At 71.3% G+C, this 22,560-nt stretch carries 20 protein-coding genes; 11 read left to right on the top strand and 9 right to left on the bottom strand.

What is annotated here, in order from left to right; genetic code table 11:
* Nucleotides 1–7: 7 nt before the first annotated feature.
* From M3M55_RS01660 to M3M55_RS01645, 4 genes are all read right to left on the bottom strand, one after another.
* Entirely contained in the window at nucleotides 8–823 is an 816-nt protein-coding gene (locus M3M55_RS01660) for a 3-keto-5-aminohexanoate cleavage protein (protein ID WP_249011086.1), read from the bottom strand.
* On the bottom strand, nucleotides 820–2,379 hold the full coding sequence (locus M3M55_RS01655) for a long-chain-fatty-acid--CoA ligase (RefSeq protein WP_249011085.1): 1,560 nt from the start codon (nucleotides 2,377–2,379) through the stop codon (nucleotides 820–822). Before M3M55_RS01655 ends, M3M55_RS01660 begins: the two co-directional genes overlap by 4 nt.
* A gap of 97 nt (nucleotides 2,380–2,476) precedes the next feature.
* Nucleotides 2,477–3,328: a 3-hydroxyacyl-CoA dehydrogenase family protein gene (locus M3M55_RS01650; protein ID WP_249011084.1), complete on the bottom strand. Its 852-nt coding sequence runs from the start codon at nucleotides 3,326–3,328 to the stop codon at nucleotides 2,477–2,479.
* 247 nt (nucleotides 3,329–3,575) lie between these two features.
* Complete coding sequence (locus tag M3M55_RS01645) at nucleotides 3,576–5,738, bottom strand: MMPL family transporter (protein ID WP_249011083.1); 2,163 nt, start codon at nucleotides 5,736–5,738, stop codon at nucleotides 3,576–3,578.
* A 239-nt stretch (nucleotides 5,739–5,977) separates the two neighbouring features.
* Between M3M55_RS01645 and M3M55_RS01640 the strand changes: the two genes are divergently transcribed.
* Entirely contained in the window at nucleotides 5,978–6,271 is a 294-nt protein-coding gene (locus M3M55_RS01640; RefSeq protein ID WP_249011082.1) for an SRPBCC family protein, read from the top strand.
* 120 nt (nucleotides 6,272–6,391) lie between these two features.
* On the opposite strand, the gene M3M55_RS01635 is transcribed toward M3M55_RS01640, so the two are convergent.
* Both M3M55_RS01635 and M3M55_RS01630 read right to left on the bottom strand, forming a co-directional pair.
* Nucleotides 6,392–7,219, bottom strand: a complete 828-nt coding sequence (locus M3M55_RS01635; RefSeq protein WP_249011081.1) for a heavy metal-binding domain-containing protein — start codon at nucleotides 7,217–7,219, stop codon at nucleotides 6,392–6,394.
* Between the two features lie 12 nt (nucleotides 7,220–7,231).
* On the bottom strand, nucleotides 7,232–8,164 hold the full coding sequence (locus M3M55_RS01630; RefSeq protein WP_249011080.1) for a heavy metal-binding domain-containing protein: 933 nt from the start codon (nucleotides 8,162–8,164) through the stop codon (nucleotides 7,232–7,234).
* 420 nt (nucleotides 8,165–8,584) lie between these two features.
* On the opposite strand from M3M55_RS01630, the gene M3M55_RS01625 reads away from it, so the two are divergent.
* Entirely contained in the window at nucleotides 8,585–8,893 is a 309-nt protein-coding gene (locus M3M55_RS01625; protein WP_249011079.1) for a hypothetical protein, read from the top strand.
* Nucleotides 8,894–9,289: 396 nt separating this feature from the next.
* Here M3M55_RS01625 and M3M55_RS01620 read toward each other — a convergent pair whose 3' ends face one another.
* The gene (locus tag M3M55_RS01620; RefSeq protein ID WP_249011078.1) at nucleotides 9,290–10,504 is read right to left on the bottom strand and encodes an endo-1,4-beta-xylanase; all 1,215 of its coding nucleotides are present in this window, start codon (nucleotides 10,502–10,504) and stop codon (nucleotides 9,290–9,292) included.
* A 217-nt stretch (nucleotides 10,505–10,721) separates the two neighbouring features.
* Here M3M55_RS01620 and M3M55_RS01615 point away from each other — a divergent pair, with 217 nt between their 5' ends.
* Nucleotides 10,722–11,372, top strand: a complete 651-nt coding sequence (locus M3M55_RS01615; RefSeq protein ID WP_249011077.1) for a class I SAM-dependent methyltransferase — start codon at nucleotides 10,722–10,724, stop codon at nucleotides 11,370–11,372.
* A 31-nt stretch (nucleotides 11,373–11,403) separates the two neighbouring features.
* Here the strand turns inward: M3M55_RS01615 and M3M55_RS01610 are convergent, their stop codons facing one another.
* Nucleotides 11,404–12,177, bottom strand: coding sequence for an MOSC domain-containing protein (locus M3M55_RS01610; RefSeq protein WP_249011076.1), 774 nt, complete (start codon nucleotides 12,175–12,177; stop codon nucleotides 11,404–11,406).
* 63 nt (nucleotides 12,178–12,240) lie between these two features.
* On the opposite strand from M3M55_RS01610, the gene M3M55_RS01605 reads away from it, so the two are divergent.
* Nucleotides 12,241–13,146 carry an NlpC/P60 family protein gene (locus M3M55_RS01605; protein ID WP_249011075.1) on the top strand — a complete coding sequence of 302 codons (906 nt, stop codon included), beginning with the start codon at nucleotides 12,241–12,243 and terminating at the stop codon, nucleotides 13,144–13,146.
* Here the strand turns inward: M3M55_RS01605 and M3M55_RS01600 are convergent.
* A complete protein-coding gene (locus tag M3M55_RS01600; protein WP_249011074.1) occupies nucleotides 13,115–13,705 on the bottom strand; it encodes a GNAT family N-acetyltransferase in 591 nt (196 codons plus the stop codon). The genes M3M55_RS01605 and M3M55_RS01600 overlap by 32 nt on opposite strands.
* A 46-nt stretch (nucleotides 13,706–13,751) precedes the next feature.
* Between M3M55_RS01600 and M3M55_RS01595 the strand changes: the two genes are divergently transcribed.
* From M3M55_RS01595 to wecB, 7 genes are read left to right on the top strand one after another with little or no spacing between them, the layout of a single operon-like run.
* Complete coding sequence (locus M3M55_RS01595) at nucleotides 13,752–14,714, top strand: hypothetical protein (RefSeq protein ID WP_249011073.1); 963 nt, start codon at nucleotides 13,752–13,754, stop codon at nucleotides 14,712–14,714.
* Nucleotides 14,711–15,355: an iron transporter gene (locus tag M3M55_RS01590; protein WP_249011072.1), complete on the top strand. Its 645-nt coding sequence runs from the start codon at nucleotides 14,711–14,713 to the stop codon at nucleotides 15,353–15,355. The genes M3M55_RS01595 and M3M55_RS01590 overlap by 4 nt, the downstream gene beginning before the upstream one ends.
* Nucleotides 15,352–16,623 carry a hypothetical protein gene (locus tag M3M55_RS01585; RefSeq protein WP_249011071.1) on the top strand — a complete coding sequence of 424 codons (1,272 nt, stop codon included), beginning with the start codon at nucleotides 15,352–15,354 and terminating at the stop codon, nucleotides 16,621–16,623. Before M3M55_RS01590 ends, M3M55_RS01585 begins: the two co-directional genes overlap by 4 nt.
* Nucleotides 16,624–16,674: 51 nt before the next feature.
* The gene (locus M3M55_RS01580; protein WP_249011070.1) at nucleotides 16,675–19,323 is read left to right on the top strand and encodes a protease pro-enzyme activation domain-containing protein; all 2,649 of its coding nucleotides are present in this window, start codon (nucleotides 16,675–16,677) and stop codon (nucleotides 19,321–19,323) included.
* A gap of 14 nt (nucleotides 19,324–19,337) precedes the next feature.
* Nucleotides 19,338–20,600 (top strand): peptidase T, encoded by a 1,263-nt coding sequence (gene pepT / locus M3M55_RS01575; RefSeq protein WP_249011069.1) that lies wholly within the window; start codon nucleotides 19,338–19,340, stop codon nucleotides 20,598–20,600.
* Nucleotides 20,597–21,433, top strand: coding sequence for an aminotransferase class IV (locus M3M55_RS01570; protein WP_249011068.1), 837 nt, complete (start codon nucleotides 20,597–20,599; stop codon nucleotides 21,431–21,433). Before pepT ends, M3M55_RS01570 begins: the two co-directional genes overlap by 4 nt.
* Nucleotides 21,434–21,441: 8 nt before the next feature.
* Nucleotides 21,442–22,536, top strand: a complete 1,095-nt coding sequence (gene wecB, locus M3M55_RS01565) for a non-hydrolyzing UDP-N-acetylglucosamine 2-epimerase (protein WP_249011067.1) — start codon at nucleotides 21,442–21,444, stop codon at nucleotides 22,534–22,536.
* The last annotated feature ends 24 nt before the right edge of the window (nucleotides 22,537–22,560 follow it).

Raw genomic sequence — 22,560 nt, 5'->3', positions numbered from 1 at the left:
GCGGCTCTCAGTCGGACAGGCCGAGGATGCTTCGCGCTTGTTCGACGTCGGCGACCGGACGCTCAAGGGCTCGTGCCACGTCGGCGAGACGCGTCACGAGCGCCGCGTTGCCTGGAGCCGGCACGCCGCGTCGGAGCATCAACGTGTCCTCCATACCGGTCCTTGCGTTACCGCCCATGGCCAGCCCGATCGCCGTCATCGTCAGGTTGTGCCGGCCGATACCGATCGCCTGCCAAACCGCATCAGGCGGCAGGCGGCGAACGAGGTGGACGATGCTATCCGCAGTCGCGGGCATACCGCCGCGAACGCCGAGGACAAGGGAGAACTGGAGGGGCGCCTCGAGCAGATCCTCCTCGAACAGCGCGAGCGCCATCTCCACGTGCCCGGTGTCGTAGAGCTCAAGCTCGGGCTTGACGCCGAGCTCGCGCATACGGGCAGCGAGCCGGCGGACGCCGTCTGGCGGGTTGAGAAACTGGGCATCATTGAACGTCATCGAGCAGACGTTGAGTGTCGCCATCGCCGGGCGGGTCTCCACGAGTTGGGCGCGCGCTGCGAGCGGCACACCGAGGCCGACGCCGGTTGAGAGCTGGATCAGGGCGGGGCACACTTCGCCGATCAGTCCGACCACGCGGCGTGCTACGTCAAGATCGGCGGTGGGCCGCCCCTGACCGTCGCGGAGGTGGATGTGGACGATGCTCGCACCCTGCTCCCATGCTGCCTTGGCGTCTGCCGCGATCTCCTCCGGGCTCGTCGGCAGGTTGGGATTGTCCGCCTTGCCGGCGATCGGACCGGTCAGCGCTGCGGTGAGAATCGCGACGCTCACGAGGCACTCGGAGTGAGCGACTGGGTGTAGGTATCGCGCAACACCTTCTTGATGACCTTGCCCGAGGGGTTGCGAGGAAGTTCGGCGATGAAGTCGATCGAGGTCGGGCACTTGTAGTGAGCGAGCCGCTCTCGGGTGAAGGCGATCAGCTTCTCTGGTTGGGCCGCGCCGCCGGGCCTGATCACGACGATCGCCTTGACGGTCTCGCCCCATTTGTCATGGGGGACCCCGATCACGGCCGCTTCGGCGACGTCCGGGTGGGCCGAGAGAACGTTCTCCACTTCTGCCGGATAGATGTTCTCTCCTCCGGAGATGATCATGTCCTTGATTCGGTCGGTGAGGTAGAAGTAGCCGTCCTCGTCGCGGTAGGCGCCGTCGCCGGTTCGGACCCAGCCGCCTTCCGTGAGCGCACGGGCGGTCACGTCTGGCTGGTTGAAGTATCCCTTCATGTTCATCGGCGACCGGACCCAGATCTCACCGATCTGGCCGGGCGCTGCCTCCTCCGCGGTGAGAAGATCGACGACCCGCACGTCGTGCCAAGGCAGCTCTTTACCGACCGAGCGCAGAAGTCGGACCGCCTCGCCGTCCGGGAGGTGATCCTCGGGAGGGAGGGCGATCACTGTGCCGGCCGTCTCTGTCATGCCATAACACCCGATGAATCCACATCCGAGGGTGTCCAGAGCCCGGCTCAGGAGCGTTTCGGTCATCGGTGCCCCGCCGTAGGCGATGTAGCGGAGGCTTGACAGGTCACGCTCGCGGGCCTGCGGAGACTCGATAAGCCGCTGGATCACCGCCGGGACGAAGAACGCATGCGTGACGCGCTCGCGCTCGATCGTCTCGAGCACGTCATCGGCCTTCACCTCGGTCAGGACGATCGTCCGACCGCCAAGCGTGGTGGTTGTCAGTCCAGTTCCGGCTCCACCGATGTGAAACAGGGGTGCGACGACGAGATGCACCGAGTCCGGCGTCATCCGGAACAGCTCTCTGGCCATCACCTCGATGTAGGCAAGATTGGCGTTGGTCAGCATCACCCCCTTGGGGCGGCCGGTCGTGCCAGAGCTGTAAAGCACCAGCATCACGTCGTCCGGAGCGGAGGACACACACGGATCCTCGGGCCGGGATGCCGCCAGCCAGGCCTCATATTCGGGTCCGAGTGTCACAACCTGCATTTTCGCGGCCCGCTCGTTCACCGGCGGGACCTTTGCCGCGAACTCCGGATCGACGACCAGCAGCGATGGTCGGGCGTCCGCAAGGATCGCCGCGAGTTCGAGCGCTGACAGTCGCCAGTTGAGCGCGACCATGGTCGCGCCGGCCTTGCTGACGCCGAAAGCGACCTCGAAGAACTCGATGCCGTTTCCGACGAGTACCGCCACCCGATCACCCGGCTCGACATGGGCGTTGATCAGTGCGTTGGCGATCCGCGAGCTCCGCGCGTGAAGGCCGCCGAAGGTCAGCCGCCGGTCACCGGAGACGAAGGCCTCATGGTCGGGGCGCTCGGTCGAGAGGTCCCGCAGGACACCGGCCAGCGTCCAGTCAGCTGTTGGATCGCTGCCCATTCGCTTCTCCTTCCACTCACTGGGTCGGCCGGGAGGGCCGTCAGACCGGAAGCTTAGCCCGACCGCGGGCTATCAGCAACTGTGTTGACGACACTCCTCACGACCACTCATAGAACCCACGTCCGCTCTTCTCCCCCAGTTCGCCGGCGGCGACCTTCGCCCTAAGGATCTGGGGCGCGGCAAACCGCTCCCCGTAGACGCTGGAGAGCGATTCGGCGATGTCCAACCGAACATCGAGACCGACGATGTCGGACAGGCGGAGCGGTCCGACGGGGTGCCGGTATGCAAGGGTCACCGCTCGGTCGATATCCTGCACGGAGGCGACTCCCGACTCGACCATCCGCATCGCCTCGAGTGCGGCGATCAGGTCAAGTCTGCTGGTGGCGAACCCGGGTACGTCGCGAACGACCACAGCCTCCTTGCCGATTGCGCTGACGAGCCGCTGAGCCGCGGCCACCCCGCGGTCAGGGGTCTCCGCGCCGCGCACCAGTTCCACCAGCCGCAGTGCCCACACGGGGTTGAAGAAATGCATGCCGATCAGTGCCGCCGGGTTCGCGAGATCTGCCGCGAGCGCGTCGATCGAGAGCGAGCTGGTATTCGTCGCCAGGAGGGCGGGGCGCCGCTCAAGGGCAGCGGCCAGCACCTCGCGCTTGAGCTCCAGTCGCTCGGGGACCGACTCGACGATCAGCTCCAAACCGTCCGGCAGTGCGCCGACCGTGCGAAGGTGACGCACCGCGCACGGCAGCGCCGCGAGCCGCATGGCACTGAGCTTCCCGCGTGCGTGACCGGCTGCGCCCTGTGTGGCCACTGTGCGAAGCAGCGCCGCAGCGCGTTCGTCGTCGGGCTCCACGACGAACGTCTCGAAACCGGCCGCCGCGAACACATAGGCGATTCCAGCTCCCATCGTGCCGGCGCCGATTACGCCAACGCCACCGTTGACAACGTTCATGAGGCCGCGAGTCTACTCAAGCGGAGGCAGGCGCCGCGCGACCTCTGCAGGCGCCGCACGACCCGCGTGCGCGGGACCGAGTTCGCCGGCACCGTGCATCTGCGCCGCCGGCGCCGCGGGATCGCCATCCTCCCGCCGGGACAGGCGCGGGCCTGTCGAACTGGGTGGATCTCAGCCTGTGACTGCTGACTGTGCCGGGTGATGGTGCAGGCCGCGTGTGCAGAATGCACCGGCGGCCTAGCGGTCGTTACCGTCCGGCGCCGACAACCTCCCGCGGCTCGCTCGCCGGCGGCTCCGCCGGCCCGTCGAGTCCCGTGGAGGCGGCGCCCTCCACGTTGAGGCGCGGCAGGACCCGTTCGAGGGCGCGGGGAAGGGCCCAGTTGGCCGCGCCGATCACGAGCATCAGGGCCGGCACGATGATCGAGCGGACGATGAGCGCGTCAAGGAGAACCGCGGCGGCGAGCCCGAGGCCGAACATCTCAATCGTCACCTGGCCGCCGAAGATGAAGGAGCCGAAGACGAGGATCATGATCGCCGCTGCGGCCGTGATCGTCCGTCCGGTGGCGGCAAGACCCCGGGTGACCGCGAGGCGGTTGTCCCGGGTGCGGTGCCACTCCTCGTAGATCCGTGCGAGCAGGAACACCTCATAGTCCATCGACAGGCCGAACAGGATCGCGAACATCATCACCGGGATGAACGCCTCAATCGGACCGGTGGAGATGCCGAACACGGAGCTGAGCCAGCCCCACTGGAAGACGGCGGTGACGACCCCGAAGGCGGCCCCGGCCGACAGCATGTTCATCACCGCCGCCGTGGCCGGGATGACGAGGCTGCGGAAGACGGCGGTGAGCAGCAGGAAGGACAACAACACGACGACGCCGATGAACAGCGGCAGCTTGGCGGACAGCACGCTGGCGAAGTCGGCGAAGATCGCGGTCTGGCCGCCGATCAGCACGTGCAGGCCGCTACGGGCGCTCGCTCGGGGCACGACGGTGTCGCGGAGGGTGCTGAGCAGCGCGCCGGTGGACGCCGCCTGGGGGGACCCGACCGGGTAGGCGTCGGCGCTGATCACCGCCGGGGCTCCGCCGGCGCCGGGAAGGAGATGGGGCGGGGTGACCCGGACAACCCCGGGGGTGTGGGCGACGGCGGTGAGGACCCGGCTGAAGGCGGCCTGTTGTGCCGATCCGCTGGCCTGGGCGACGAGCTGGAGCGGACCGTTGTAACCCGGGCCGAACCCGCGGGCAAGCAGGTCATAGGCCTGGCGGGTGGTCGACCCGGCCGGGTCTGAGCCCGCGTCGGAGGAGCCGAGGCGCATGGAGAAGAACGGCACCGCGATCAGGGCCATCACGAGCACGCCCGTCGCCGCGATCAGCGCCGGCCGGGCCTGCAGGACCCCGGTCCAGCGGACCCACGGGCCGCTGGGTGTGCCGCTGCTCGTCGGCTGTGCCGCGAGGGCCCGCCGGGCCCGGCGACTGAGGATGCGTGGCCCGAAGAATCCGAGCAGCGCGGGCAGCAGCGTCAACGCGGAGAAGACGGTGAAGGCGACGACGACGGCGGCCGCCACGGCGACGCCGTAGAGGAAGCTGACCCCGAGGGCGAACATGCCCAGCAGCGCGATGCAGACGGTGATCCCGGCGAACATCACCGCGCGACCGGAGGTATCGAGCGCCTCCACGATCGACGCCTCGACCGACTTGCCCTGCTGCAGTCCCTGCCGGTGGCGGGTGACGATGAAGAGGGCGTAGTCGACGCCGACCCCGAGGCCGATCAGCAGCGCCAACTCGGAGCTGAAGGAGGCCATGTCGAGCAGGTGGGAGAGCAGACCGACCACCGCGGTGCCGACCCCGAGGGCGAACCCGGCGGTGATCAGCGGGAGCACGGCGGCCAGGAGGGACCCGAACACGAGGAAGAGCACGATCAGCGCGGCGATCGCGCCGAACCCGGCACGCGAGACGTTGTTGGTGACCGTCTGCTCGGCGACCTGCCCTTCAACGGCGACGCTCAGGCCGCCGCCCGCGCCCGCTCGCACGGCGGCGACGAACCGTTTGGCCTGGCTGACGGTGAACGTGATTCCCTGCTTGTCGAGGATCACGTTGGCAAAGCCGATTCGGCCCGAGCTGGAGATCTGCGCGGCGTTGCCGGCGGCGAACGGGGAGGCGACCGAGGACACCTCAGGAAGCGCGCCGATGCGGGCGAGCAGCGCCTGTACGCGTGTCCGTGCGGCTGGGTCGGTGATCGCTCCGTGCGCGACGCTGAAGACGACCTGCTCGACATCCCCGGCGGCCCGCGGGGCGGCTCGCTGGAGCAGCGCGAGCGCCTCAAAGCTCTGGGTTCCCTTCAGCGAGAAGCTGTTCTTGTAGGCGCTGCCGACGCTCTGGGCGATCGCCGCGAAGCCGATGAGCCCCGTCAACCATCCTGCGAGAACCAGCCTGCGGTGTCGCACACACCAGGTCGCCATCAACCGCATCACGTTCTCCGTTCAGGTCTCCGCCGGGGACCCCGACGTCGTGAGACGGTCGCGGTATCAGCGCCAGCGCTCCCATCACCGAAGGAGCAGACACGCTGACGGTTCGAGCCAGCAGCCTACCAGCCGCCCGATCCGAGCCCGTGGGCCGGGAGCGGCTCGGGCGCCCGGTAGGCTCACCTCCAGTGGCTTTCACCTACACCGCCGACAGCTCCGCGCCGCCGGCGGCGGTGTGGGCGCTGCTGGCCGAGCCGGGCCAGTGGCACCGCTGGGCGCCCCACATCCGGGGCGTCCGCGGGTTCGGCGGCGCCCGGGTCACCAGCCCGAGCGCCGGTGTGATCCTGCTCGCCGGGGTCGTCCCGGTCCTCGCCCTGATCACTGAGGCCACAGCGACGTCCTGGACCTGGCGGATCGGTCTGGTCCGGGTCCGCCACTCCATCACCCCCCACGGTCCGGCAGCCAGATCACCGTCGAGCTGAGCGCCCCCTGGCCGGTCGAGCCGGTCCTGGAGACCCTGTATGGCCCGATCGCCTACGAGGCGATCTGCCGGCTCGGCGCCCTCGCCGCCGGGGCCGCCGACCGCTGAGGCGCTACGCCCCTCAGCGGTCGTTGATGTCGAGCGTCGGGGTGATGTCGGGGAGCTGGTGGTCGGCGTCGACGTGCTCGTTCGGGACGACCGCCGTGCCGAGTGCGAAGAACTCGATCGTGTGGCTCCCCCAGCCGTGGCTCTGCTCGCGGAGCTTGACCTCGACGATGCCGAGCACGCCGTCCCCGATCGCCTCGGCCTCTGCCTGCATCCGCTCCATCGCCAGTTCGCGGGCGTCATAGAGCGCCTGTGTGTACTGCTCGAGCTCGACGTTGCGCCCGGCCTGCTTCATCGACTGGAGGATTCCGCGGTGGGCGACGTGGTAGACGCAGCTGCCCATCACAAGACCGACCGGCCGCTTCCCGGTCTGCATCAGCGTCCAGAACGCCTGGCCGGAGAGGTCGCTCGTGAACGGCCGCCCGTTGGGGGCGCGGTGGAGCTTGCCGCCCTTGTGCTTGATCGCCGTCCCGATGGCGATGAACTCGGCCATGTCCGCGCCCCACTCGTACCGGCCGATCTCCAGGCGGACGCCGACGACCCCGTCGGCACCGAGCTGGTCGGCTTCCTCCTCCATCCGGGTCATCGCCAGCTCGCGGGCGTGATACATCGCCTGGCTGAGGACGGTCAGCTCCTGGTTCTGGCGCAGAGCTGCGAACTGGTAGCCGACGTGGTAGATGCTCGAGCCGACGACGAGGCCGACCGGTTCAAAACCGGCCTTCTCGACGCACAGGTACTCGTTGACGGACAGGTCCGAGGTGAACAGCCCGCGGCGGTTCATCTCGAGCCGCTCCGTCGCGTGGAGGGCGAGCCCCTCCGTGCTGTTCGGGTCGTAATCAGCCATACCTGACCTCCGTCAGCTGCCGAGGTTGATGGACATCATCGGCGCCTGCAGTGGTGCCGGATGGGGTGGGTGGGCGTCGAGCTTGATGGCGGTGCCGAGCACGTTCATCGTCACGTAGAAGAGGTGGTAACGCATCCCGACCGCCTGCTCGTACTCACGATGGTCGATCGAGTGGCGCAGGGTGGAGACGACGATCGTGTTCGCGCCCGCGACCGCCGCCTGGCGGTGAACCTCCGCCATCGCGCGGCTGCGGGCGGCGGCGACCCCGTGGGAGATCTCGCTGATCTCCATGTTCTGGGCGCCGGCCCCACCGAGCCAGCCGCTCGAGTTCATCACCCAGTTCGAGGTCATGCTCAGCTGGACGCACAGCACCGTCGTGTGCCCGACCACGCCACACACCTCCGCCCCGATCCGGCGCAGCTTGTCGACGTCCTGGCCCGACAGGGTGCAGGAGCCGAATCCGGCTGCGCGGCGGGGCAGGGCACGGTCGCGCACGGCGGTGCCGAAGACGACGAGCTCGACGTTGTTCGGGTCGCCGATGGCACGGTGGGACATCTCGATCCCGATCACCGCGTCCGCCCCGGCGAGCCGCGCCTCCTGCTCGAGCCGTCCGAACGCGCGGTCGCGAGCCAGGTTCCACGGGTCAGACAGGGCGGTGATCTCGCCGGAGTAGTAGTAGGTCTGGCCGACCCCCCAGCCGTGCTGGACGACCGAGGAGCCCATCACCTGGGAGACCGGCTGCAGCCCTGAGGCCTGCGCGAGCGCGTACTCCTTACTGGAGAGGTCGCTCGTGAAGAACGGGTCGGTCTGCTCGGCGACGCGCCTGAGGCGTTGCTCGGCCCCGAGCGGGATTCCGCCCTGACGGATCCGCTCGAGGTCGACCTCGGCGGCCCGGAGTTCGGCGTCGCTGGGCCCCGTGGGTTGGTTGGAGCGAAACAGGGGCACGCCTGAGTCTCTCACACTCGCCCGACCGGCGAGGCCCGGATGCCGGCCGCGGATCGCTCGCGTCACGTAATGACTTCCTTCGGGTGCTTCGTCCCCTTCGCTCTCCGCCGGCCCTCATCACCATCGCCGCAGCGATCGCGGGGTGTGGCGGCACCCCACCTCGACCGCGGACCGCCCCGTTCCCGCCTCGGCCAGCCCCGCGACCGGCATCCCGCGACCGGCATCCCGCGACCGGCACCCCCCGCCCGGCCAGCACGGGGGTGGCCACCTCGGCGGCCACGGCGGCAACCCCCGCCGGCGGGCCGGTGCCCGCCGGCGTCCGGGCGACGAGGATCACCTTCATCTCCGCTGAGATCGCCTTCGTCCTCGGGACCACCCCATGCGCCCTGCTCGGCGATTCTCAAAAGCACCGACCGCGGGGTGCCCCGCGTCGGCCTGCCCGCCCCCCGGGAGGCGGCGAGCGGCCTGGCCGGCAACGGCCTCTGGGGCCTGCGCTTCGCCACCGCTCATGACGGCTACGCCTTCGGGGACGGGCTCGGGCAGACGACCGACGGTGGCGCCGACTGGGTGCACGCGCCCGCCCCGGCGCGGGACATCGTCGACCTCGAGCCGGTTCTCGGCCGCCGCCGGCTGGCCATCGGCGCCCCTGCCCCGCCTCCGGCGGCGGGCGCTGTGGCCCCGAGGCGCTCTACCGACGCGGCCTCACGGCGGGACCGTGGGTGCGGGTGAGCGCGCTGCCCCGCGCAGGCTTCGGGGCGACGATCACCGTGCACGGGTCCTCCGTGTGGGTGACCGGCGGCAGCGAATTCGGGGACACCGCACTGCTGCACTCCAGCAACGGCGGGCAGACCTTTCGGCCGGTCGCCCAGCCCGGTCTGAACCGCGGCAGGAACCCCTACGGTCCCGCCGGCGTCGCCGTCGCCGGCACCACCGTCGCCCGCACGCCCTCGTCGTCAGCGCGAGCAGCGGGGCGACCCTCCTCTCCTGCAGCGGTGACGGCAACCGGACCTGGTCAAGCGCGCTCGCCCTCGACAGCGGCGGCATCCCCTGGAGCGACCTCGGCTTCACCACGCCGGCGGACGGGGTCGTGATCGAGGGCCCTGCGGCCGTCTCTTCCCCGGCCCGCTACTCCCCGGGTCGGGTCTGGCTGACCGAGGACGGCGGCCGCCGCTGGGCTCCCGTGCGCTTCTGAGCTCGCGACGGCGAACCGGCGCGCCCGTGGCCGCCCCGGCATGACCGCCGCCGGCGTGCGCGCGCTCGGTCGCGTCGCCGACACCCCGCGAGCCGGGGCGCGCCGGTGGCCCGGCCGCCCGGGGCGGGCTGCCCGGCGAGGGTCGCGGCGACGACCGCCGCGGCGGGGGTCGGCCGGAAGCCGGGGTCGTAGAGAAGCGCGTCGGTCTCGGGCCCGAGCCAGGAGTAGCTGTCGGCGACCCCCCAGACGGTGTATCCGGTGCAGTTGGGGGCAAGCTGGCAGGCGGTGGCGTAGCGCTCGAACACCGCCTGCTTGGCGGCGGGATCATCGAGCCCGCCGGGCAGGTTGTTGACGTCCAGTTCGGTGACCTCCACGTTGACGCCGATCAACGCGTACTGTCGCCAGAGAGACAGCAGCTGGCGGAGTGACGGGGCATCGGCCGTTGTCACGTGGGCCTCGAAGCCGACAGTGTCGAGCGGGACGTTCTCGCGTTTGAGCCCGGTGGCGAGGTTCAGAAGCGCCGTGGTCTCCGGTCCCGGCGCCCCGGAGCCTTCGCTGTTGATGACGAGGTTCGCCGCCGGATCGGCCTCGTGCGCATCGGTGAGCGCCGCCGCGATGTAACCGGGTCCAAGTACCTGCTCCCAGATCGAGGTGATCAGCGTCCCCGTCTGGGTGAGTGGCTCGTTGACGACATCCCACTCACTGACCAGTCCGGGGAACGCTCGAGCGAAGTGGCCGACGACCGTTCTGATGTAATCGTCCATCACCGCTCGTAACGCGGGTGCGGTCCACCGCAGCAGCGGGTTACTGAGCCACGCGGGCTCCTCCGCCCACCACAGCAGGCTGTGACCGCGGATCGTGAGGTGGTGCTCAACCGCGAACCGGGCGATCTGATCTGCGACGGTGAAGTTGAAGTGGTTCTGGTACGGCTCGAGGTACTGCATCTGAAATTCGTTCTCAGGTGTGAAGCGCTGGAAGCCGGCGAGGAACGTGCTGAGGTACTGCGGCGTGTACGGCTGCGGGCAGGCCAGTTGGGGCGGCCCGGCGAACGACGGTTCGGTGCAGGCGAACCACAGGGCGGCGCCCTCCGGAATCATCCGTGCTGACGCGCTCGCCACCGCCACCGACGCGACCAGCCACGCGGCCACGAGGCACGCAGTAAGCAAGCGCCATCGGTGATGTTCTCGGGTGACGGAGGTCATGGTCGGTCCCAGCGGACGGGCATGGCACTGCATGCCCGTCGCCTAGAACACCGGTGAGCGCCGAACGGTGCGCTGCGCCCAGAAACGATGTGCGGCCGCTCAGGCGGTGTTGATCCCCGCCGCCAGACTGCCGGGTCGGCGCCGGCTCCGTCACAATGACCCGGTGACGACGACATTGGGTCCATCGCCGGTCCATCATCCAATCTTCGCTCGGCTGTGGTCGGCGCTGAGCCGGTTCGGCGATGAGGGTTTTGCCCGCTACCGTGCCGAGCTCGTCGCCGGCCTCAGCGGGCGGGTGCTCGAGATCGGGGCCGGCAACGGCCTCAACTTCACCCACTACCCGACGGCGGTGACGGAGGTCGTCGCCGTCGAGCCGGAGGAGTTCCTGCGCGGCAAGGCGATGGCGGCGGCGGCCGCCGCCCCCGTCCCGGTGCGGGTGATCGACGGCCAAGCCGAGTCGCTGCCGTGTGAGGACGGCAGCTTTGACGCGGCCGTCAGCTGCCTTGTGCTCTGCTCGGTCTCCGACCAGCGCCGGGTGCTGTCGGAGCTGCACCGCGTGCTCGCCCCCGGCGGGCAGTTGCGCTTCCTCGAACACGTCCGCTCAAGCTCCCCGCGGATGGCGGCGGTCCAGCGCGGGCTCGACCGTTCGGGCGCCTGGCCGCTGATCGGCGGCGGGTGTCACTGCTCGCGTGAGACGCTCGCCACGATTGCCGGGTCGCCGCTGCGGATCGAGGCCCAGCGCGAGAAGGTGTTCCCACCCGCCTGGCTGCCGGTCAACCCAATCGTGATCGGGACCGCTCGGCGGTCCGGCTGACCCGCCCACCCCGTCGCGCTGAGCCAACCGCTCAGCCGGGGTCGACGACGTCGCCGACCCGGACGGCTCCGGGGACGGTCACCTCTCCGTAGATGCCGAAGGCAAGTGGCTCGGTCGTCGCCAGCCCGGACCGGTAGGCGAGCAGGTCAAGGGTCGCCAAGGTGACCGCGCCGCTGTCAGGATCAAGCGTCGTGATGCGACAGCGGCCGACGTGGCCGTGGAAGCGGACGGTCGCCTCCCCGATCCGAACCTGTCTGCCGACCCAGGCGTCCTCGCCGTGGGCGGGGACGCCCTCGACGCCAAACAGCATCCGGAAGCGACGCGGGTCGACCGGCTCGCCGGCCCGGGCGCTGAGGTGAGCGAGGGAGCCGTCCGAGAGCAGCGACACCGACCCGCCCCGGCCGCGGTCGTTGCCGGTCGCTTCCGGGTCGGCGCGGACGAGCCGGACGTGACGGCGACAGAAGTCCGACAACGCCGCCGACAGGCCCGGACAGACCGGTTCGGCCGGCGGGGACCGGGAGAAGAACCGTGTCGGTTGGGCCGGCCCGGGCTCGATCCCCTCGATCGCGTCACTGCCGTCGGGGAAGCGCAGGCGGAGCGTCGCCGCCGCAGGGTCCAGTTCGGCGCGGACGGCGGAGAGGGCGTCGACGCGCTTGGCGTTGAGGAGGACGTCCCGCTCGTCGATGAGGTAGAAGCAGCGGTTGTCGGCCACGCCGGCCGGTCCGAGCTCGACCTCCTCACGGGCATGCAGGGCGAGACCCTTGACCGGGGTCGTCGCGATCGTGCTGATGCGGACGCCGTCCATCGCCGACAGGCTAGAGACCGCCGCCGTTGGCCTCCCGCGGTTCGCGCTCAAGGTTTGGCACGGGTGGCCGTTCTCTCCGGGGTGATGTCGACCCAGCCGATCGGACTCGACGGGGTGCTCACCCGGATCCAGCAGATCGAGGCCCAGCAGCAGCAACTGCTTGCGCTGCCGACATCTCCGGCGGCCGTGAATACCGGCGCGGCTGCGGGAGCCACGACGACCGTCGCGTCGACGGGAATGGGGTCAGCCGCCTCCGGGGCGACGGCGTCCGCGGGCGGATCAGCGTTCGCGACGCTGCTCTCATCGCTCGCCGGTAGCGGAACGGGCAGCTCGGCCAGCTCCGGACCGGCGGCGTTCACGGGCACCAGTGCCGGGACGAACAGCACCCTCCCGCCGGCGCTGACCGGCACCACTGCCGCGAGCTTCGGTACCCAGAGCGCCTTCGGTGCCCTCAGCTCCCTCGCCGGTAGCGATCCGGCGCTGCTCGGGGTCCTCGCCGGCCTCCCGACCGGAACCGGCGCCGCAGCCGCGGCGGGGGCGGTCGGTGCGGCGGACGCCGCGCCTGCCGCCGTGAGCGCGATGACCGCGGAGGCGAACGCGCTCGTCGGCAAGCCCTACGTGTGGGGAGGAGGGCACGGCGGGTGGGGGCCCCAGCCCGGTTATGACTGTTCCGGGTTCGTCTCCGCGGTCCTCCACGCCGGCGGTTATCTCGCCAGCCCCCAGGACACCCAGACCCTCCCGTCGGCTGCCGGGATCGAGGCCGGCCCAGGACAGTACGTGACGATCTATGACCGCACCGACGCGGGCCTCGGCGCCGACCACGTGATCATCGACCTCAACGGGCAGTTCTATGAGTCCGGGGGCGAGGCGGGCTCCTGGGGCGGTGGGGGTGGGGTGCAGCGGATCGCCACCCCGCCGGCGAGCTACCTGGCGACCTTCAACCAGATCCTGCATCCGGCCGGACTCTGAGGTCGGCCGGGCGCCGCTCGGGCCACTGCTCGCGCGTCATCCGCCACTGCCACTCGAGGCCCCGCTCCCCCGGTGCGGTCCGCGGCCCGGTCAGTTCGCCGACCCGGGAGAACCCAAGGCGGCGGGGGATTGCCGCGGAGGCGAGGTTGGCGGCGTCGTGGTGGATCTCCACCACGGTGATCCCCTCCAGGCCGAACGCCGTATCGGTGAGCAGAGCCGCGGCGGTCGACGCGATCCCCCGGCGCAGGTACCCGACATGGACCCAGTAGCCGATCTCCAGCGCGCCCGGACCGAGGCGCCGATGCAGCCCACAGCTGCCGACCGGCGCCCCATCGAGGAAGATCCCGTAGATCCCGTCGCCCGCGGCACGGCGGTCCTGCTCCCACTCCCCGAACCGGGCGGCGTGCTCGGCCGGGGTTCGGGCCGGCGCGTTGGCGAACCCCATCCACGGTGCGAGGTGGGTGCGGCTGGCGGCGATCGCCTCCGCGAGCCCGGTGGCGTCCTCAGGCCGCCAGGTGCGGAGGGTGAGCGGGCCAGCCGCAGCTACGTCTGTGGGCATCATCACACAGAGACTGTACCGGCGCCCCGGTAGGCTGAGTGGCGTTGTGAGCACCTCTGCGGCACCGGTCGCCGTGCACACCGGGTCCCGTCTCGCGAGCGTCAGCCAGATGCGCGGCTACTTCCTCGGCGAGCCCGCCCGGGCCCTGCAGACCGGGCTCGGCCTGCTGTGGCTGCTCGACGGCGGTCTCCAGTTCCAGGGCTTCATGTACTCGCGCGGGTTCATCGCGATGATCAAGGCCCAGGCGGTCGGACAGCCCGGCTGGGCGGCGCACTCGATCATCTGGGCGGCGAACCTCGCCGGCGGTGACCTCGGCGTGTTCAACACGGGCTTCGCCGTCGTCCAGGTGCTGATCGGCGCCGGACTCCTGCTGCGACCGACCGTCAAGGGAGCGCTCGGGCTCAGCTTCGCCTGGGCGCTGGTGGTCTGGTGGTTCGGGGAGGGGTTCGGGATGATGCTGATGGGCTCCATGGCCTCGCCGCTCAGCGGCGCGCCCGGTGCGGTCGTCCTCTACGTCCTGATCGGCCTGCTCGCCTGGCCCAACGGCCGGGCCGGCGGCCTGCTCGGCGTGCGCGGCGCGAGGGTCATGTGGGCGAGCCTGTGGCTCGTGATGGCCTGGCTGTGGCTGGGGGCGGGTTCGGCCGCCCCCAACGCGATCCACGACATCATCGCTGCGGCGCCGTCGGGCATGAGCTGGCTGTCGAGCCTGCAGGACGGCGTCGCGACGCTCCTCCGTGACAACGGCGTCGCGGTCGCGCTCATCCTCGCCGGGACCTCCGCGCTGATCGGGATCGGCGTCGCCACCGGCCAACGGGTGCGAGAGCTGCTCACCCTCGCGGTTCTGCTCAACCTCGCCTACTGGCTGCTCGGGCAGGGGCTCGGCGGGATCTTCCAAGGCGGGGCGACCGACCCGAACGCCGGGCCGCTCTTCCTCCTGCTCACCTACGGCATCGCCCGCCTCGACACGTCCCCTCCGCCCCTCGCCTCGACCAAGGAGCTTCCCGCGTGAAACGCCCACTCCTGCTCGCCGCCACCTCGCTCGCCGTGGTCGCGATCAGCGGCTGTGCCGCCGCGAACAAGAACGCCGCCGACCCCACGTCGGTCACCGCCCCGGCCGGAGCGTCCGCGACGGCGGGTGCCGGCAGTGCCGTCGGGTCCTCCGGGGCAGGGATGTCAGGCATGAACATGCACACGACGACGGTGCTCAACGCCCACGGCGTGCCGACCCCCGTCCCGATCAAGGTCCTCGGCAGCGGCGACTGGAAGGACATGAAGATCACCGCGGAGGAGATGACCCCGGTCCCCTTCTACGTCTACAACGGCACGAGCTTCAGTGAGGAGAAGCCGGCCAGGAACGCGAGCTTTCACCTGATGGTGATGCTCAATGACCGCCACACCGGGGTCGCGATCCCGTACGCGACCGTGTGGGCGACGATCAAGAAGGGCAGCCAGACGATCTTCAACCAGCGCCAGTGGCCGATGATCTCCGAATACATGGGCCCCCACTACGGTGACAACGTCACCCTTCCGGGCCCGGGCACCTACCGGCTCACCGTCCTCGTTTCCGCCCCCGTCGCCGCGCTCCATGTCGAGTACGCGCACATGTGGACCGGGACCCACCAGCTGACGACGACCTTCACCTGGAAATGAACGCGCCCGAAGAGACCTCCGGCCTCTCCCGCCGGCGCTTCCTCACCGGGGCCGGCGTCGCCGCCGGGGCGGTCATCACCGGCGCGGCGATCGACGGGTGCGCGACCACGAGCGCGCCCGCCGCGGCCGTGCTGCCCCGGGTCACCCTCCCTCCGCCCGTCCCCGGACTTCCCGTCCGCCAGCACGCCTGGAACGCCACCCTGCACACCGACCGCTACGGCAACGCTCTCCCGCCACGCTTTGACCGGCTCCTGTTCTTCGACGTCAAGGGCGGCCCCACCCCGGCGCACGCCCGGATCCTCGAGGCGGGCCTGCGCGCGCTCGAGCATCGCTACCCCTGGGGCCCCGGTGGTCTGTTGATCACCGCCGGGTGGGGCCCGCACTACTTCACCGACCTGCTCAAGCGCACGAGCCCGGTCCCGCCGGCACGGGCCCTGTCGGACTTCGAGGCGCCGAGCATCGACCACTACGACCTCTGCCTCCACCTCGCCTGCGACGACGAGCGCCGGCTCGGAGAGGCCCAGGTCGCGCTCCTGCGCGGGCCGGAGGCGATCACCCCCGCGCTGCAGTGGCGCGAGACCCGCACCGGGTTCACCGGCTCCGGCCTGCCGGCCGCCCATCAGCACGTGCAGGGCATCCCCGCCGGCGATCCCGTCCCCGCCGACGCACCGCTCTACATGGGATTCAAATCGGCGCTGAAGGGCAACCAGGCGACCGAGGATGCGGTGACGATCCCGAGCGGCCCGTTCCGCGAGGGGACGACGATGACCGTCTCCTACATGACCTTGAGCCTCGAGAACTGGTACGACAACCTTGACGAGGCTCAGCGGATCGCCCGGATGTACGCGCCGCAGATGACCGTCGCCGACCAGCGCGCGATCACCACCGACGCCGAGTCGGACCCGAACCTGATCGGCCAGGCGATCCGCCGTGACGGGGTGATCGGGCACTCCCAGGCCTGCGCGCGGGCGCGCCGGAACGGAAAGGCGATCATCCTTCGGCGGGACTTCGACACGACCGACGGCGGGCAGGCGGGCCTTCACTTCGTCGCCCTCCAGCGTGACATCGCCGACTTCGTCACTACCCGCACCGCGATGAACCAGGCGGGCGCTCAGCTGATCAACCCGGCGATCACCGCCACGACGAACAACGGGATCAACGAGTTCATCTTCGTGCTCAAGCGGGCCAACTACGTCCTGCCCTCCCGCCCCGAGCGGGCCTTCCCACTGCTGCCCGGCCGCGCGGCCGCCCTGCAACAAACGTCTTAGCCACGACGTTTAGGCTCCATGCCCGTGCGATCGAACCGGAGGAGAGCGCAGGTGGTCCGTCGTCGAAGCGTCGCCGCCGTGGCGGGGACGCTCGCGGTTCTCTCCGTGGCCGCGGGCCCGCTCGCGCCCGCGCACGCCGCCCGTCTCACCTCCGACCGTCCCGCCGCTGTGCCGGTGCACCGCGGCGCCGCCCGTCGGCCTGGGCACGGCGCAGCGAATCATGCTCAGCTGATCCGGATCGGATCCGCGCCGCTCCTGCCGCTCGGCACCCAACCACTCGCCGGGGTGAGCGCTGCGATGCCATTGCGCGTCACCGTCGCCCTCCAGCCCCGCGACCCGGCCGCGCTCAGCGCCTACGCGGCGGCGGTGTCGAACCCCGCCTCCTCACGCTACGGGCACTACCTCACCCCGGCGCAGTTCGCCGGTCGGTTCGGCGCGAGCGCGGCGGCGATCGCCACGGTGCGCGGCGCCCTCCAGCGCGCCGGCCTCCGGCCCGGCGCGCTGGAGGCAAACCACCTCTCCCTCGACGTTGTCGCCCCCGCCGGGGACCTCGAGCGCGGCCTCCACGTCGAGCTTGGCCGCGTGCTGCTGCCCGACCACCGGGCCGCCCTCGTCAACTTCGACGCGCCCGCCCTTCCCGCACCGGCCGGCCGCGCCGTCCAGGCGATCATCGGCCTCAACGGTCTGGCGACGATGCGCGCGAGCCTGGCGCGGCCCGCCACCCGCGTCCACGCCGCCACGGCCCTCGGCCGGGCCGTGGCGGCCCCGGACCGGTCGACCACCGCGACGCACCGTCGCACCCGGCAGATCCCCGCCCCCTGCGCGGCTGCCTCGGGTGCCGCGGCCGCCCAAGGCGCCTACACGGCCAATCAGATCGCCGGGGCCTACCGGTTCAGCGGGCTCTACGGCGCCGGGGATGAGGGTGCGGGTGTCACGATCGGGGTCTACGAACTCGAGCCGGACGCGCCGAGCGACATTGCCGCCTACCAGGCCTGCTACGGCACCGATACGGCGGTCAGCTACGTGCCCGTCGACGGGGGGGTCGGCTCCGGTGACGGGTCGGGGGAGGCCGCCTTTGACATCGAGCAGCTGATCGGACTCGCCCCCAAGGCGAACCTGCTCGTCTACCAGGGGCCCAACTCCAACAACGACAACCCCGGCTCGGGCCCCTACGACACGTTCGCGGCGATGATCAGCCAGGACCGAGTGTCGGTGATCACCAACTCGTGGGGGGAGTGCGAGGCTCAGGAGGGCATCACCGACGCTCGCGCGGAGAACACCCTGTTTGAGGAGGCGGCGATCCAGGGTCAGACCGTTCTGTCCGCCAGCGGCGACAACGGCTCAGAGGACTGCCTCTCCTCCTTCTCCACCCCGGACGTCAACCTCGCCGTCGACGACCCCGGCAGCCAGCCCTACGTCACCGACGTCGGCGGCACGTCCCTGACCGCCCTCGGGCCGCCCCCGACCGAGGTCGCCTGGAACAGCGGCGGCAGCGCCCTGTTCGGACTCGGCCTCGCCGCCGGGGCGGGTGCCGGCGGGGGCGGCATCTCGAGCTTCTGGCCGATGCCCGCCTACCAGTCCGGTGCCCCCGCGAGCCTGCACGTTCTCAACGCCCTGTCGAGCTCGAGTCCGTGTGGCAACAGCAGCGGAGATTGCCGGGAGGTGCCCGACGTGTCCGCGGACGCCGATCCCGCCCACGGGTACGCGATCTACTACAACGGCAACCACGCCGAGGCGGGCCAGCCGGCCGGCTGGCAGGCCACCGGCGGGACGAGCGGGGCCGCGCCGGTGTGGGCGGCGCTGCTCGCCCTCACCGACGCCGACCGCGCCTGCGCGGGCGAGCCGATCGGGTTTGCCAACCCCGCCCTGTACGCGGCGGCAGCCACCGGTGAGGGAACCCTCTTCAACGACGTCACCTCCGGCAACAACGACTTCACCGACTCCCACCACGGGCTCTACCCGGCGACCGTCGGCTACGACATGGCGACCGGCCTGGGCACCCCCAACGCCACCGCCCTCGCCGCCGCCCTGTGTGCCGACAGCCTGCGCGTCAGTGTCCCACGCTCGCTGCAGAGCTTCGTCCACGTCACCCGATCCCTCGCGGTCCGGGCGAGCCCGGGTGCCGGCGGTCGCGTCACCCTCACCGTCCGCGGGTTGCCGCCCGGCGAGCGCTTCGACACCACGGATGACCGGATCAGCGGCACCCCGAACCGCCCGGGCACCTACATCGTCCGGGTGACCGCGACGGACCCGGCCGGAACGACGCGACGGTCCGCGTTCGTCTGGGATGTCGCCGGTCGCCCGAGTGTCAGTCACCTTCGCCTCCGGTTCACCGGGACCCGGCCGACCCTGTCGTTGCGGGTGAGTGCCGGCCGGGCTGAAGCGGGGCTCACCGAGATCGAGCTGAGCCTGCCGCGCGGGCTCACCTTCGCCGGGAAGCGGCGCCTGTCGCTGACCGACCTCGCCACCCGTCGGGGTCTGCGCTACCGGCTCGCCCACCACGGCGCGACGCTCACCCTCCGCCTCGCCCATTCAGCCAGCCCCGTCTACGTCGCCTTCGCGGCCGGGTCGCTGCGGGCCAACTCCGGGCTGCTCGCCGCCGCCCGTCGCCGCCGACCCGCCCTCCGGCTGAGCCTTGGCGTCGAGGTGACCGACGCGACCGGCGCGCGCAGCGGTCTGCGTGCGAGAGCGCTCGCCTGAGAAGATCGCCGGCGATGCCTGCGCCCTACACCTCCGAGCTCGCGGCGACCCTCGCGCCCGACCTCCTCGCCCGCTTTGACCGTTACGTGCGGATCGACACCCAATCGGCTGACGACGCGTCCGGGACGCCGAGCACCGCCGGCCAGCTCGAGCTCGGCCGCCAGCTCGCCGAGGAGCTGCGCGCCCTCGGGGTCACCGACGTCGACCAGGACGCCCACGGGTACGTGACCGCGACCGTCCCAGGCACCGTCCCCGGCGCGCCGGTGATCGGGGTGATCGCCCACCTCGACACGACCCCGGAGGCGCCCGGCCGCGGGGTCGAGCCGATCGTCCACCGCGACTACGACGGCGGCGTCATCGAACTGCCCCGCGGCGGCACCCGGCTCGATCCGGCGACGGTGCCCGAGCTGGCGAGCAAGCGCGGGCACGACATCATCACCGCCTCCGGGGATACCCTGCTCGGCGCTGACGACAAGGCGGGGGTGGCGGCGATCATGGCCGCCGTCGCCCACCTCGCCGCCGACAGCACCCGGCCGCGGGCGATGCTGCGAGTCGCCTTCACCCCGGACGAGGAGATCGGCAGCCTCGCCGCCGCCCTCGACCTCAACCGGTTCGGGGCACGCTGCGCCTACACCCTCGACGGCTCCGAGATCGGAGAGCTCGCCTATGAGTCCTTCTGCGCCAAGGAGGTGCGCCTGCACATCACCGGGGTCGACGTCCATCCCGGGTCGGCCAAGGGGATCATGGTCTCCGCGCTCGTCCTGATGGCCGCGATCGTCGCGGCTCTCCCGCGCGACCGGCTCACCCCGGCGACGACGGAGGGGCGCGACGGGTTCATCCACCCGCTCTCCCTCACGGGCACCCCCTCGGCCGCCGACTGCCGTCTCATCCTCCGCGACTTTGACCCCGACCAGCTCGACGCTCACGTCGCGCTCCTGCGGGCCACCGCCACCGAGGTCCTCGCCACCGCACCGCGGGCGCAGCTGACCATCACCGTCAAGGACCAGTACGCGAACATGCGGGCGGCGATCGAGGCCGATCCCGACGTGCTCCGGGCCGCCGAGGAGGCCTACCGCGCCGAGGGGATCGAACCGGTGCACACGCCGATCCGGGGCGGCACCGACGGGGCGAGCCTCTCCCTCCGCGGGCTGCCGACCCCGAACCTGTTCACCGGCGGCCACGAATACCACTCGGTGCGCGAGTGGGCCTCCCTGCAGGACATGGCCGCCGCCAGCGCCGTCGTCGTCCACCTCGCCGAGGCGTGGGGGCGGCGATGAGCGCCACCGAGGGGTCTCTCGCCAGCCTCGACGGCACGATCGCCCCGGCGGCGGAGACGCTCATCCCCGTCACCGACGAGGGGCTCATCCGCGGCGACGGCATCTTCGAGGTGATCCGCCTCTACGACGGCCGGCCCTTCCGGCTCGAGGCTCACCTCGACCGGCTCGAGCGCAGTGGGGCGGGGATCCGCCTCCCGGTCGACCGGGCCACGATCACCAGCGAGGTCACGGAGCTGCTCGCGGCCGCCGGGAGCGGACCCGCCCATCAGGCGGTCCGAATCATGCTCACCCGCGGGGGCCGGCGGATCATCCTGACGGAGGCGATGCATCACATTCCTCCGGTGACCCGGCTCGCGACCGTCACCTACGCCCCGACCCGGGTGCTCGACAACATCAAATCGCTCTCCTACGCGGCGAACATGCTGATGGGCCGCCTCGCCCGCGAGCAGGGGGCTGATGAGGCGCTCGCGGTCACCCCGCACGGGCGCGTGCTCGAGGCGCCGACGAGCTCGATCTTCTGGGTGACCGACGGGGCCGTCCACACCCCGCCGTTGAGCGAGCACATCCTCGCGTCGATCACCCGCGCGTTCGTGATCGAGGTGATCGCCGCGACCGGCATCGCCGGCGGTCAGGTGACCGAGGCACCGGTCGGGCTCGCGGAGCTGCTCGGTGCCGATGAGACGTTCCTCACCTCCACCCTGCGCGAGGTCCAGCCGGTGAGCGCGATCGACACGACGACGTTCCCTGCCCCGGGACCGGTGACCGCCGAGGTTGCCGCCGCGGTGCGTGCGGAGATCGACCGCTGGCGCTCGGCGGCGGACCCGGCCGCCTGACCGCTTCCGTGCGCGTCCTCACCGTCATCGGTAACCGCCCCCAGTTCATCAAGGCCGCGGCGGTCTCCCCGCTGCTGCGGGCCGCCCACCAGGAACGGCTCGTCCACACCGGTCAGCACCACGACGAACGGCTGTCGGCGGTGTTCTTCGACGAGCTCGGACTCCCGGCCCCCGACGTCAGCCTCCAGATCACCGGCGGCTCCAACAGCTCCCAGACCGCCCGTCAGCTCGCCGCCCTGGAACCGGTGATCGCCGCCGATTCGCCCGACTGCGTGCTCGTCTACGGAGACACGAACTCCACCCTCGCGGGCACGCTCGCCGCCGTCCAGGCCGGCGTCCCGGTCGCTCACGTCGAGGCGGGCATGCGCTGCTTCGACCGGCGGATGCCCGAGGAGATTAACCGGGTCACCGTCGACCATCTCTGCGCCCTCGCGCTCTGCTCGACCCCGTCGGCCGTGGTCAACCTCGAGGCCGAGGGGATCGGACCCGACCATCGCCCGCCGGTCCCCGTCGAGCTCGTCGGTGACGTGATGGTCGACGTCGCCCTGATGGCCCAGCCGCTCGCGCGGGAGCGCACCGAGCTGGTCGCCGCCCACGGGCTCACCCCCGGCGCCTACGTGCTCGCCACCGCCCACCGCGCTCACAACGTCGACACGCCCGAGCGGCTGACCGCGCTGCTGGGGTTGCTCGGCGCCGTCGCCGCCGAGATGCCGGTGCTGTGGGCCCTGCACCCGCGGACCCGGGCGCGCCTCGAGGGCTTCGGGCTGTCGGCTGCGGCGGTACCCGGGCTCACCGTCTGTGACCCGCTCGGCTACTTCGAGATGACGACGTTGCTGACGAACGCCCGCGCGGTCCTCACCGACTCCGGTGGGCTCCAGAAGGAGGCCTACCTCGCCGGCGTCCCGTGTCTCACCCTCCGGTCGAGCACCGAGTGGGTCGAGACCGTCCAGGCGGGGTGGAACACCCTCGTCGACCTCGACGCGGTGGCGGCGGTGGCGGCGTTGGGCACGCCCCCGCCGAGCGAGCGCCCGGCTCTCTACGGGGACGGCCACGCCGGGGCGGCGGTTCTCGCCGCGCTCGAGCGGCACTTCGGGGCCGGCTGAGGGGCGGCCGTCTGCATCGCGCCC

The organism is Conexibacter sp. DBS9H8, from assembly GCF_023330685.1.
Lineage (GTDB): Bacteria > Actinomycetota > Thermoleophilia > Solirubrobacterales > Solirubrobacteraceae > Palsa-465.
The sequence above is the reverse complement of the archived record's forward strand: the minus strand, read 5'-3'. Positions and strand labels throughout refer to the sequence as shown.

What these genes read in the sequence shown, in the direction of transcription:
- pepT (WP_249011069.1), top strand. Translation starts at nt 19,338, where the DNA reads ATGCCTGCGCCCTACACCTCCGAGCTCGCGGCGACCCTCGCGCCCGAC.
- M3M55_RS01585 (WP_249011071.1), top strand. Translation starts at nt 15,352, where the DNA reads ATGAACGCGCCCGAAGAGACCTCCGGCCTCTCCCGCCGGCGCTTCCTC.
- M3M55_RS01570 (WP_249011068.1), top strand. Translation starts at nt 20,597, where the DNA reads ATGAGCGCCACCGAGGGGTCTCTCGCCAGCCTCGACGGCACGATCGCC.
- M3M55_RS01600 (WP_249011074.1), bottom strand. Translation starts at nt 13,705, where the DNA reads ATGCCCACAGACGTAGCTGCGGCTGGCCCGCTCACCCTCCGCACCTGG.
- M3M55_RS01655 (WP_249011085.1), bottom strand. Translation starts at nt 2,379, where the DNA reads ATGGGCAGCGATCCAACAGCTGACTGGACGCTGGCCGGTGTCCTGCGG.
- M3M55_RS01635 (WP_249011081.1), bottom strand. Translation starts at nt 7,219, where the DNA reads ATGGCTGATTACGACCCGAACAGCACGGAGGGGCTCGCCCTCCACGCG.
- M3M55_RS01650 (WP_249011084.1), bottom strand. Translation starts at nt 3,328, where the DNA reads ATGAACGTTGTCAACGGTGGCGTTGGCGTAATCGGCGCCGGCACGATG.
- M3M55_RS01610 (WP_249011076.1), bottom strand. Translation starts at nt 12,177, where the DNA reads ATGGACGGCGTCCGCATCAGCACGATCGCGACGACCCCGGTCAAGGGT.